The sequence below is a fragment of the Staphylococcus sp. GDY8P131P genome (assembly GCF_017891975.1).
In the GTDB taxonomy this organism is placed as follows: domain Bacteria; phylum Bacillota; class Bacilli; order Staphylococcales; family Staphylococcaceae; genus Staphylococcus; species Staphylococcus nepalensis.
The window spans coordinates 1-12,966 of record NZ_JAESKF010000010.1; the positions used below are offsets into that span (position 1 = coordinate 1).

Genomic DNA, 12,966 nt, shown 5'->3' on the forward strand with positions numbered 1-12,966 from the left:
AGTCCTCTTTGACAAAGAGCCAATAAATAAAACAAAAGGGTAACATTATTGTGATTTTAAAATATAAAAATAATATACAAAAAATATTACGATTGTTGCAGGTAAACTGATAGTTAATGTTTTTATAAATTTGTTACTAATTAAAATAAACATTTTGAGAAAGGGCGCGTGAATTATTTCGCTGATTTCTGTTTCAGCTGGTCTGAAAATAATTGTTAAAAAAGTAATAATTAAAAAAAGACAAGTGAATATTTCAAGCTCTTTTTAAATCTCATAAAACACCTCTTTTGTATTTGTTTAAATATCTATTTTGATATTTAATTAAACGTTTATATTTGCTTCGATACAATAAAAATAAAATTTTAGCATGATCATTTTATCGAAAAAAGATACAGTTGAAGGTGTTTAATTTTTATTTATTTCATCATTCATAATTTCTGATACGCTATCGTTATGTTTTTCTTGTGATAAACCTTCAAAATCTTTTTGTCTTGTAAGCTTATCTATTTCATTTTGTGCTTCTTCAGACATACCTTCAGTTGAAAAATCTCCGGCAGGCATTGAATTTAAATCTATTTTTTGATTTTGCCCTGGATTTTCATTTTGATTATTTGGCGTAAATGTGCCCATTGGTGTTTCTATTGAATGGTTATTTTCATTTGCTATCTTTTGTACTTGTTCATTTAATAGCTGTTCATATTCTTCATTTGAGACATTGTTGGCTTTAGGTATATTATTTTCTAGAAGTTGATATTCTTCGCTTGTCATACCTTTTGGCGGGATAACGCCGAAGGGTCTATTGCCTTGTTGTGTTTGGTCTTCAGCATTTGTATTAGGATTCTTTTCTTGTATGTTATCTTTATTTTGTATGTGTGGACGTTCTTCAGAAGTTTCATCTTGCTTGTTTACAGTATCAGCTGCTTGAGTATTGCTAGCACCTGTCTTATTTTCGCTAGTATTTTTATCAATATCAGATTGTGTATCGTCGTCTTTAGTATAATTTTTTTCGTGTCTTTAGATGATGATTCAGTTTCTTTATTATCACTCGATTTACTATCTTCACTATTACTACATGCGGATAAAATTAAGAAACTTGATATTAATAAAAAAAGGCTTTCTTCATTTAGCTCCTCCTAAAAAACTATTGTTATAATTTAATTGCACTATATTAAAAATAAATGTGTGCAAACATCTTATTATTATAAGAAATTTGTATATTTTTGTGTAATGGATGAAAACTGTTTTAACCGTCCAATATACACGCATAGTGGAGAGGAAATATACGATATGTTAAAATTTACTATATTTCTAGAAATTAATAATAAGGTATGAAGAAAAGGAGTGTTGATATGACTCATATTTATGCAAATTTAATTGGCACTTGGACTGATCTTACAAATATGAAAGACGTAGTTATAAATGATATTTATGACTCACCAATAGAATGGTTGATTGAAAATAAAAATACTATTTTCGAACAACGTAGTATAAAAATAAATATTGGAGAAATAACTTATTTCATACATCCGAGCTGTTTGCAAATTATAACTAAGTAGTTAAAACGATTAGAAATATTACGTGTTGATTATTGTTTTTAAATAAATGAAATCTTCGAATTATAAAGCATCTTCGATAATATAAATCACATAATGTAATAAGCCTTAATTACTTAAATATGTAACTCGTTATTTATGTGCAATACAGTGCTTTTTTTAAATAATATTATTTGAATGTTTATAAAGCCTTTTTAATCTTTACCATCCCATTAGAAAGCTTTAATGCGCTAAACTCATAGGCGTCCCACATATCAATTGGTAGTGGCTCAAAGATATATTAATATTAGGGAATACCCTTATACAGTAAATACAAATGATATGATAATCTATATACAGGTAAACTTCAGACATTTACCCAAACAAATTTTGTGCAACCACTCTTCGGAGTGGTTATTTATTTTATTGACTATATATCTTTTGGTTACAAATTGCATAAATTTTTGAGTTTTTAAATTATTTCAATATTCTGAAATAAATAAATTTACTTTTTCTTTTCCGGTTGTTAACTTTAAGTAAAGGGGTGGTGGGTTTGAAAATATTATTAATAGGATATACAGGTTTATTAGGTTCTGTTCTAAAAAAGGAGTTAGAAAAAAAGCATAAAGTCATTGGTGCATCTAGACATAACGCGGACGTTGAAGTAGATATTACTGATACTGAAAGCATTAAGCAAATGTATAAAGAAGTAGGCAAGGTTGATGCTGTTATAAGTGCCACAGGAGCTGCACATTTTGGCCCATTAAATGAAATGACACCAGAATTAAATGATATAAGCATCGATAGTAAGTTGAAAGGACAAGTTAATTTGGTTTTATTAGGGATGGAGTATATTAATGATGGTGGCAGTTTTACATTAACAACAGGTGTCATTATGGATTGCCCTATTTTTGAAGGCGCATCATCTGCTTTAGCAAATGGTGGTGTAAAGACCTTTGCTAAATCAGCAGCTGCAGAAGCACCGAGAGGAATTCGTATTAATACAGTTAGTCCAAATGTTTTTGAAGAGTCTCCAGATCAATTGAAGGCGTATTTTCCCGGTTTTAAACCAGTGCCATTAAAAAGAGTTGCATTAGAATATATAAAAAGCGTCGAAGGCATTCAAACGGGACAAAGTTATGAAATTTATTAACTTTATTGTATATAATTTAAAATTTACTGTCACAACCACTCACTAGGGTGGTTGTTTTAATATGATATTCTATAATTTAAAATGAATCATAACATAGAAAATAATTGTGAATTTGATAAGATTTAGTGATGGTTCAGAATGAAAGATATTGATTAATATCTCGAAGTAAGATCAAAAAACTGAGACACTAGTTTATATCTCAGTTTAATGGATTAAAAATTTACGTTACAAATATATCATTGTTTTGTGGTCAAAATTTTAACTGATAGCGCAATTAAGGTAATACTAATAATGTAGTCAAAAACCATTTTAAATTTAGGTTTTTGAAAAATTGCTTTTACATAATTAAATATAAAAGTACACAAACTAAACCACGTTATTACAGTTACAATAAACAATCCTGAAAGTATTGCGCCTTGTACACTTTCATTGTTCTGATGGTTTATAAATTGGGATAAGATACTAATATAAAATAAAATAGCCTTTGGATTTAAAATCATAGTAGTAAATCCTTCTTTATAAGCGTTAAACAAATTTATTTTTTTCGTATTTACAGAATCAATCCTTTGATAGTTGAATTTATGCGCATTAATTATATTGTTAAGACTTAAATAAACAATATATAGAGCACCTAATACTTTGATTGCTAAAAAACAGTATGGGAACTTACTAATATAAAAATAAGGCCTAAAGTGGCTAAAATTGCGTAAATTAAATAGGCGTTTGCTATCCTTAAAGTTGTGAAAATGCCACTTTTGATTCCAACGTGTATGCTGTTTTTTATAACAGCAAAAAGCTTTGGCCTGGTGCGATGAGAATCAATAAAGACATCACTATAAAATTAATCCAATTTTCTATATATAACCCCTTGTTTGAATATTAAAAGATTAATGATGTTTTCTCTACTAATTATAGGATAAAAGAAATAAACAAAAATACCACGAATTAGTAGAGGAAGTTCATATTATTCAATAATGGTTTTTCCATTTTTGTTATTAAAACAATCAATGATTTGTTGTTCAGTATTTCTTTTAGTTGATAGCACCGGTAGCCTTTTTAAGTCAAAGAAAGCTACTGAACTAGTTTCAATACTAGTCGTTAAATTGCCACTTAATTTTTTACAGTAATATATTAGTTTGTAATATTGCGCTAAGGCGTTCTCTGGATTCGATTTATTTGTATCGTAAACAGCGATGAGATTTTTGACAGTAGTATTTAATCCTGTTTCTTCTTTAACCTCTTTAATTATATTTTCAACTGGTGATATGCCTATTTCTGCAAATCCGCCTGGTAGTGCCCATAATTTAGTTTTAGAGTCTTCCACTAATAAAATATGATCGTTATGGTCTAGGATCAACGCTCTCACGTCGATTTTGGGTGTTGGATAACCTTGCTCTTTGTGAAAATTTATAGGTTTTTGTGTTAAATGCGTATTTATAAATTTTTGCGTTATATCAAATAGGTTATTGTATCGCTCAATGTCATATGGATCTTTAGAATAATTTAAACCTTCGTTAGAAATAGCTAATAATCTTTGGAAAAATTCTTTTTCGCCCACATTAATCACTCCAATATATTTCTTCCAACTTTACTAAAAAATCTCAAGCATTTCTAATGACATGAACTTAAAATCAGAGGTAAGTAAATTTGCATCTCGCGTTTTTTTATGTGCTACTTCAACAGAGCTATGCGTGGTCATGCTATAGTATCCTCAGATATGCTATTAAAGTAATTAATTTAGTGAATGAAGGCGATATAGATTCAGCCGTTACAGAAAGAGAAAACCAAATTCAAATTGCATTAGACATTAAAAAAACACATGACTGATATTTAAAAATTTAAGATATAAATGAATATGCTTCCTTTAAAGTAGATACTAAAAAATGAAAAATTAATGCTTAGTTTTTATAATTAAAATCATATAAGGCGGTTTTTAAATAATAGTAATTATTCTACAAGTTTTAATTAAAAAAGCACTTATATCAATTGTTTACAAGTTCAGTGATTTGGTTATAGGTAAATGGATATTAAAAACTACAAGGCGTTTTGGTATGAAAAAATTAAATAAAGACATGTTGTGTATTGTATTTAGAACATAGGGGTGGTTTTTAAATGGAAAAAATAATGTATTCGGATCATGAAGAAAATTTTTTTGAAGTATATCAAAAAGAAAATAGTAATGGGCAATGGATATTACTTATTCATGGAGGGTATTGGAGACAAAAATTTAGCAAAAAGCTAATGGAACCTTTAGTTGAAACGTTTTTAAATGAAGGGTTTAATGTGGTTAATATTGAATATTGTAGAGGCGAGCATAGATGGCCGATACCCTTTGAAGATATTAAACAAGCAATCAAAACGTTTAAAGAGACGGATTATTATAAATCAAAAGATGAGATTATCTTATTAGGTCATTCAGTAGGTGGGCAATTGGCCTTGTTAAACGAAAACAGTGTAGATAGAGTGATTGCTTTAGCGCCAGTTACAGATGTGTTATTTACAAAATCAAAAGGGCTTGGAGATAATGCAGTCGTTGAATATTTTGGAAATACAAATGACGCTAACTTAGAAAAAGCTTCTCCTATTCATAAAGATGGCTACAATTCAAAAATTTTAATTGTGCATGGGTTAAATGATCAATCGGTATTAATAGATACGACTTTAAACTTTGTAAACAAATACAAGCAAAGTACTATATATTTATTTTCTTTTCCATTTTTAAGTCATAAAGCATGTATTGATCCCAAAAACTATTGTTTTCAGTATATATTGGGTTGGCTGAACCAGGACTAAAGAGGTCATAACAATATATTTTTAATCACTATGAAAAGATTATTGAATTAATTTTTGTATTTACATCTAATTTGTTATATTAATCATTTCATTATGAAGTATTATATTATAATTAGCTTTTCATGACTGAATTTTAATATGTGCGATGCGTTAACCAATCGTCATTTTAATGATATATATAAATTATTTGTACGTTGATATGTAAGGTAACAGCTTTCGGTTACTGAATAGTAATCATTTAAACATTGTCAAGATCATCTGGCTATATGATGCTGAGGCATTTATGTCTCAGCATTAAATATTATAATAACAGAATTAAATATATGTTTAGAATACAAATTTTATCGCAAAAAACGAATGATATATCGTACGTGATGTAACTCATATTAAAGACAGAGTGACTTACATAAACTAATATATTAGAACATTAAATATAGGGTATGTATAAGAAAGTGTTTTAAAGAGGTGGTATATTTGGATTTAAATCAAAACATAAATGAATATTTAAAACTATTGTCAAATGAAAGTTCAAAATCATTAAAACATTACAAAGATAGAAATATTATTTCTAAGTTCTTTTATAACTTATTTAAGCACCCGAGAGATAAGAGAAAAGAGTTACTTTATTTAGATTCTATCGATGAAGATGCATTTTACCAATTGTTTTGTGCATATATTATAGGAAGTGACATTTTAACAATACCAGATTGTTTAAATTACGATATTAAAAAAGTTGGTGGAATAGAACCGTATTTTAAAGAAAACGTTAATTTACTAAAAATCAGATTACCTATAAAGCACGAAGCAGCCTTACATTTTAAGGATAAAGATTGTAATTTTGTTATAGAATCTCTTGTAGCCTTTCAGAAGCGTTTTTATATGCAATAAGATTTCAACAAAAATAACTGTTAACCATAAAATCGATAGGATTAAAACAAAAACATATAGATTTCAGGAGTTGTCTTTTTAAATTAGCTAAATTCAAGAGGGATCCTTATAGTATAAATATGAATGTAAACTTCACATACTTGTTGCTTAGTAATCTTCGCTTTCTATCTTTTTAATGCTTAACATGAATCTAAGTAAAAAAATTACTGTATTAAAAAACTAAAATATTTAACTTAATCAAATGTGCTAAAATAGATTGTGTATATAATAAATCTAGGTAGGTATAAAATTGAAAAAGTTAATATTTGTTAGTTTATTAAGTATCATATTATTATCTGCTTGTTCTGGTAATGTTTTAAGTAAAAAATATTTAAACATTGCACATAGAGGCGCAAGTGGATCGGCTCCTGAGCACACGTTTACTGCTTATGATAAAGCTATTACACAAAAAGCGGATTACATTGAACTAGATTTACAAATGACAAAAGATAATAAATTAATTGCTATGCATGATAAAGAAGTAAATAGGACTACGAATGGCAATGGTTTGGTAAATGATTTATCACTATCAGAAATCAAAGCGTTAGATGCTGGTTCACATTTTGATTCGAAATTTAAACATGAGTTAGTACCTGAATTATCTGAAATACTAAAAGAGTATAAGGATAAAACTAATTTTTATATTGAAACGAAACATCCTGATATATATCCATTTATGGATGAAATTTTAATGAAAGATTTAGAGAGTGAACATTTATTAAGTGATAAAAATTTAAAAAAAGGAAAGGTAATTATACAATCATTTTCAGAAATGAGTTTACAAAATATACATAATTTAAACGAGGATATTCCATTAATAAAGCTTATAGATGATAAAGACATTTCAAATTTAACTAATGCAGAATTAGAACGGTTAGCAAATTTTGCTTATGGTATTGGGGTTAATCAAAAAGCTGTTACAAAAAATATTGTTAAACGCGCTCATAACAATGGATTGAAGGTACATGTTTTTACTTTGAACAACAAAAATGAGGCACTTAAAATGAAAAAAATGGGAGTAGACGGTGGTTTTAATAATAATCCATAGAAATACACAGTACGATATGTTTTTAAGTTCCTCCAAAATATGTCGTGTTATACCAACAGAGTAAGCTACCTTATAGCGAAACCATAGTGAAAATAAATTTTTAAGCAAATTAATATTAATTATGTTAAACAAATAGTTATCTTTCATAAAACGGGACTGAAATCAAGACAAGTCATTAATTTGATTTCAGTTCCGTTTTTTACTTATATAAAAACAAAGCAAAATTATTATACCTAGACGGGGTATATGTTATGCTTGTTTATGTTAAGAGAACAATATAAACAAGACAAGGAGGTTGTAAAATGACAAACCTAAAAAATCACGGCTCACATAACGTTCATAATCATGAGATGCACGAAGCATCTCACACACACAGCCACGAAAACCATGAAGCGCATAACCATGACGCTCATTCGCATCACCATGGCAATTTTAAACGTAAATTTTTTGTGTCACTGTTCTTCGCAATACCGATAATTATTTTATCACCAATGATGGGAATAAAATTACCATTTCAATTTTCATTTAATGGATCTGATTGGATTGTATTAGTTCTCGCCACATTTTTATTCTTTTATGGAGGTAAGCCTTTTTTAATAGGAGCGAAAGATGAACTTGTTTCTAAAAAACCTGGTATGATGACGCTTGTCGCATTAGGTATTTCAGTCGCTTATATTTACAGTTTGTATGCATTTTATATGAATCATTTTAGCAATGCATCTGCCCATACCATGGATTTCTTTTGGGAATTAGCTACATTAATTTTAATTATGTTATTAGGTCATTGGATAGAAATGAATGCTGTTGGCAATGCAGGCAATGCACTGAAAAAAATGGCTGAATTATTACCTAACACAGCAGTTAAAATCATAGATTCTGATCATAAAGAAGAAGTACAACTATCAGAAATAGCAATGAATGATATTGTAGAAGTGAAAGCTGGAGAGAGTATACCAGCAGACGGCACGATTGTTCGAGGTAGTACGTCTATAGATGAATCATTAGTAACAGGGGAATCTAAAAAAGTTACTAAGGCTCAAAATGATGAGGTTATAGGCGGTTCTATTAATGGTTCAGGAACTATACAAGTTCAAGTAACTGCAACGGGACAAAATGGCTACTTATCTCAAGTGATGGAACTTGTAAATCAAGCCCAAAATGATAAATCCGATGCGGAGTTATTATCGGATAAAGTAGCGGGTTATTTATTCTATTTTGCGGTAAGTATTGGGGTAGTATCTTTTATCATATGGATGCTAATATATAATAATATTGATTTTTCACTAGAAAGATTAGTAACCGTATTAGTGATTGCATGTCCGCATGCTTTAGGATTAGCTATACCATTGGTGACAGCACGTTCAACGTCCATAGCTGCACATAATGGATTAATAATTAAAAATAGAGAATCAGTAGAATTAGCGCAATATATTGACTATATTCTGATGGATAAAACAGGTACATTAACAGAAGGTAACTTTTCAGTTAATCACTATGAGAGTTATTTAGAACAAAAGAGTGATAATCAAGTATTATCTTTATTTGCATCATTAGAAAGCAATTCAAATCATCCACTTGCTATAGGTATTACAGAGTTTGCTAAAAGTAAAAATATAGATATTATTAATCCTGAAGCGGTTAATAATATACCAGGCGTGGGTCTAGAAGGAACTATAGAAAATCAGAAATATCAAATAACTAATGTTAGCTACTTGGAGAAAAATAATTTTAAATATGATGAAAACCAATTTCAAAAACTTGCTCAACAAGGTAACTCAGTGAGTTATTTAATTCATAATGATAAAGTGATAGGCATTATAGCTCAAGGAGATAAAATTAAAGAAAGTTCTAAACAAATGGTTTCAGATTTGTTATCAAGAAATATAACGCCTGTGATGTTGACAGGGGATAACAGTGAAGTAGCGAAGACAGTAGCAAATGAGCTAGGTATAAAAGATGTACATGCGCAGTTATTACCTGAAGACAAAGAAAAAATAATTCAAGATTATCAAAATAAAGGGAATAAGATAATGATGGTTGGAGACGGTATCAACGATGCACCTAGTTTAATTAGAGCAGACATCGGTATGGCAATAGGTGCAGGTACAGATGTAGCTGTTGAATCAGGTGACGTTATTCTTGTTAAAAGTTCACCTTCAGATATTATTCACTTCTTATCACTTTCTAAAAACACCATGAGAAAAATGGTTCAAAATTTATGGTGGGGAGCAGGTTATAATATTGTTGCCGTGCCGCTTGCAGCTGGTGTATTAGCATCTATTGGACTAATATTGTCACCTGCTGTCGGAGCAGTATTGATGTCACTAAGTACCATTATTGTGGCTATAAATGCTATCACATTAAAATTAAAGTGATTTATAAATTATTGATTATTAAATGAGATGTTAAACCCGTTGAGTCCATTAACACGTTTTAAAGTAGAACAACAGAAAATAATCGCCAAAACCCATTTATCTCTATGCATATTTGTGGGAGCGAGACAATGAAGTTTTTAAGCAAAAGATTTCTGTCTCGCTCATTTTTTTATTAGTATTTGTAAAATAATTTGTGCTAAACTGTTCCTAATTTAAAGGGGGAATTATTAAATGACAATAAGTTTAGAGCGTATGACTCAATTGGATTATGATAACTTTTATGAAAACAGTATATATGAGTATGCTAACGAACATATTAAAAGTGGTAATTGGAAAAAAGAAGGCGCAATTGCTAGAGCTCGTAAGGCTTTTGAAAATCTACTACCAAATGGATTAGCAACAGATGGCGAATATTTATTTTCCATTTTTAATTCAAATGAAAATATTGGGTATTGTTGGTTGCATTTTTCTGGAGATAATAATAAAAGTTTTATTTATGATATACATATCGATGAAAAATTTAGAGGAGAGGGGCTAGGCGAAGCGGCGATGCTGGGTATAGAAAATTACTGTAAAGAGAGAAAAGTACAAAGTATTGGGCTACATGTGTTTGGCCATAACCAAAGAGCAGTATCTTTATATAATAAAATGGGATTTCAAGTTACAAATTATCGAATGGAAAAGGTATTGGATGAAGGATAGATGATAAATTCTAAGTAAGACAGATGATATGAATAACTGCCAGCATATTTGTTTGCTTCATCACTGTTATCATAAACAGAGAGTATTAAGAGATTAAATTTTTACGTTGTTTATCATTACATAACTTAAGGTACCTTATATAGATGGACTCAGTGATATCAAACCTCAAATTATTTTTGTTGAAGTAATTTTATCAATAAAAAGTAATTTTGAAATAATTTATTATTATAATATATTTAATAAATGAAACGGAACGTATGTTTCGTGTTATAATAATTGTAATAGTGAATAGTATAGAGTTATAAATGTACTTGATAACTATTAAATAGAGTGGGTTTTGATCGATATATTTTATTGGAAAATCAGAGTTGATCGCTCTGAGAGGTGGAAAAATGAGTGTTGCAATCATAATAACTCTCGCCTTTTTAGCGATTATGCTATTTAAAGTTAGTAATATAATCTTACAATTTTTAGTATCTCTAATTATTACCATTATATATATCTTCATTATTTTTAAAATTGTAATTTGGTTAATATATATATTAAGCTATTTAAAATAATGTATGATTATTTACAGCTAGATTTTCGTAAACGCAAAAAGGGTTTATTATAAACATGAATAAATAATTAATGAAAAAGACAGTCAATCAAACGACTGTCTTTTTTGAAAAGTATATTGGTTAATTGAAAAAGTAGTAGTGCGCCTCAAATTCAGTTGTATTATTATCTGTTAAAATATAGGATAGAAGTAATATTTTGTTGCTAAATATTAAATTTCAAGTAGCCATATTTAATACAAGTAAGATCAACTTACCTTTATATTGATTATTTTTACTAGATTCAATATCTGCTTTTCGTGGTTTTGTTTCATTATAAACTTCTTCAGCATCGTCCCCATCATAATAACCTACGTCGCTGGCATTTTTAGTCTAGAGTTCAGCTGATGATAAGGCGCTGTTATATTACTTTCTTCCTCTACAACGTTATTTTCATCATTTTGGTTTTTATTCGTTTTACTTTCTTTTAAATTATCTTTTCGAGCCTGTACTTTTTATTTGAATTATTATCTGAGTTACTTTCTTCCTCTACATCATTACGGCAAACTGTTAATACTAAGAAAATTGGCTAAGAAGGCAAAAAGCTTTTTCATAAAAAATACTCAATATTTATATTCTATAATTATTGTAATACATTAATTATATTAAAATTATGCAATATACTTCAGTTATATTATTTTGAACTTGAAACAATAAATTATACAATGATTTTGAAAGCGCTATATAACAATCGTATAATTTAGATAAGAAAGGGGTAATAGAAATATGAAAAAATTTAAAGGGTTTGATAAAAATTTTAATATCCCAGGTAAAGTCGCTGTTGTGACTGGTGGAAATAGTGGTATAGGTAAAGCCATTACTGATTTTTACATAGAAAAAGGAGCAGTAGTAGCAGTTTTAGATATCAAAAAAGATGTCCAAAAACTGAATAGCGATAACATCTTAGGTATACAATGCGATATTACAAAAGAAGTAGATATTGATAGTGCTATATCGCAAATTATTAAGAGATTTAAAAGAATAGATATTTTAGTCAATTCTGCAGGTGTAGCATTGTTAGATTATGCTGAAAACATGCCAGATGATATTTGGCAAAAACAAATAGATTTGAATTTAACAGCTTCATTTAAAATGGCTCAAAAAGTCGGAAATGTTTTTATAAAACAAGGAGACGGCGGGAAAATTATAAATATGGCAAGTCAAAATGCAATTATTGCGTTAGATCGACATACTGCTTACGGTGTCACTAAAGCAGGTATTACAAACATGACAAAAAGTTTAGCATTTGAATGGGCTAAATACGATATAAATGTAAATGCTATCGCTCCAACGATAGTTGCTACTGAACTATCAGATAAAGCATGGGTAGGTAAAGCAAGGGAAGATGCTTTAGCGGGTATTCCTTTAGGACGCTTTGGAGAGCCAGAAGAAGTCGCTGCAATTGCTTTATTTTTAGCTAGTGATGCAACGGATTTTATTACTGGTGAAACAATTGTTATTGATGGCGGAAACACGATTAAATAACGAGCTGTTTTTAAGTAAAGAATATGTTACTATCTAACGATATTAGTTCAAAATCCGTTAAATAAAAGCTATATAAAAAGTTGGGCGAAAACAAAAATCTAATGGGCTTTATAATGGTTTTCTAATTTTCAGCTATAAAACGTCTTCTTTTAAAATTTTCTTTTTTATGTGACTACTATAAAGAAAGTATATCAATACTATCATTTTGAATAGGTCCTCAAACATTTAATAATTAAGATGAAAATACATTTATATCAAACTACGATGCAAAAATCGAGATGAATCTCTAATTGCTTATAAAAAATGTTGCTCTATATAACGATAAAAAAGCTATAAAAAACCTATCATGATAGGT

At 29.0% G+C, this 12,966-nt stretch carries 11 protein-coding genes; 8 read left to right on the top strand and 3 right to left on the bottom strand.

Going from position 1 to position 12,966, the window contains the following annotated elements:
- Nucleotides 1-405: 405 nt before the first annotated feature.
- Nucleotides 406-768: a hypothetical protein gene (locus KA894_RS09405; RefSeq protein WP_115342347.1), complete on the bottom strand. Its 363-nt coding sequence runs from the start codon at nt 766-768 to the stop codon at nt 406-408.
- A 581-nt stretch (nt 769-1,349) separates the two neighbouring features.
- Between KA894_RS09405 and KA894_RS09410 the strand changes: the two genes are divergently transcribed.
- Together KA894_RS09410 and KA894_RS09415 are read left to right on the top strand one after the other, a co-directional pair.
- Nucleotides 1,350-1,556, top strand: a complete 207-nt coding sequence (locus KA894_RS09410) for a hypothetical protein (protein ID WP_096810646.1) — start codon at nt 1,350-1,352, stop codon at nt 1,554-1,556.
- 529 nt (nt 1,557-2,085) lie between these two features.
- A complete protein-coding gene (locus KA894_RS09415) occupies nt 2,086-2,685 on the top strand; it encodes a short chain dehydrogenase (protein ID WP_119488195.1) in 600 nt (199 codons plus the stop codon).
- Nucleotides 2,686-2,921: 236 nt separating this feature from the next.
- Here the strand turns inward: KA894_RS09415 and KA894_RS14720 are convergent, their stop codons facing one another.
- Both KA894_RS14720 and KA894_RS09425 read right to left on the bottom strand, forming a co-directional pair.
- Entirely contained in the window at nt 2,922-3,359 is a 438-nt protein-coding gene (locus KA894_RS14720; protein WP_315969031.1) for a LysE family translocator, read from the bottom strand.
- 290 nt (nt 3,360-3,649) lie between these two features.
- Nucleotides 3,650-4,243: an NUDIX hydrolase N-terminal domain-containing protein gene (locus KA894_RS09425; protein WP_199194476.1), complete on the bottom strand. Its 594-nt coding sequence runs from the start codon at nt 4,241-4,243 to the stop codon at nt 3,650-3,652.
- Nucleotides 4,244-4,797: 554 nt separating this feature from the next.
- Here KA894_RS09425 and KA894_RS09430 point away from each other — a divergent pair.
- From KA894_RS09430 to KA894_RS09455, 6 genes are all read left to right on the top strand, one after another.
- Nucleotides 4,798-5,478: an alpha/beta hydrolase family protein gene (locus tag KA894_RS09430; protein WP_096810642.1), complete on the top strand. Its 681-nt coding sequence runs from the start codon at nt 4,798-4,800 to the stop codon at nt 5,476-5,478.
- A gap of 474 nt (nt 5,479-5,952) precedes the next feature.
- The gene (locus tag KA894_RS09435; RefSeq protein ID WP_119488196.1) at nt 5,953-6,366 is read left to right on the top strand and encodes a hypothetical protein; all 414 of its coding nucleotides are present in this window, start codon (nt 5,953-5,955) and stop codon (nt 6,364-6,366) included.
- 289 nt (nt 6,367-6,655) lie between these two features.
- A complete protein-coding gene (locus tag KA894_RS09440) occupies nt 6,656-7,453 on the top strand; it encodes a glycerophosphodiester phosphodiesterase family protein (RefSeq protein WP_119488197.1) in 798 nt (265 codons plus the stop codon).
- Between the two features lie 350 nt (nt 7,454-7,803).
- Nucleotides 7,804-9,828, top strand: a complete 2,025-nt coding sequence (locus KA894_RS09445; protein ID WP_369967585.1) for a heavy metal translocating P-type ATPase — start codon at nt 7,804-7,806, stop codon at nt 9,826-9,828.
- 231 nt (nt 9,829-10,059) lie between these two features.
- On the top strand, nt 10,060-10,530 hold the full coding sequence (locus KA894_RS09450) for a GNAT family N-acetyltransferase (protein WP_096810638.1): 471 nt from the start codon (nt 10,060-10,062) through the stop codon (nt 10,528-10,530).
- Nucleotides 10,531-11,852: 1,322 nt separating this feature from the next.
- The gene (locus KA894_RS09455) at nt 11,853-12,611 is read left to right on the top strand and encodes a GolD/DthD family dehydrogenase (RefSeq protein WP_115342343.1); all 759 of its coding nucleotides are present in this window, start codon (nt 11,853-11,855) and stop codon (nt 12,609-12,611) included.
- The last annotated feature ends 355 nt before the right edge of the window (nt 12,612-12,966 follow it).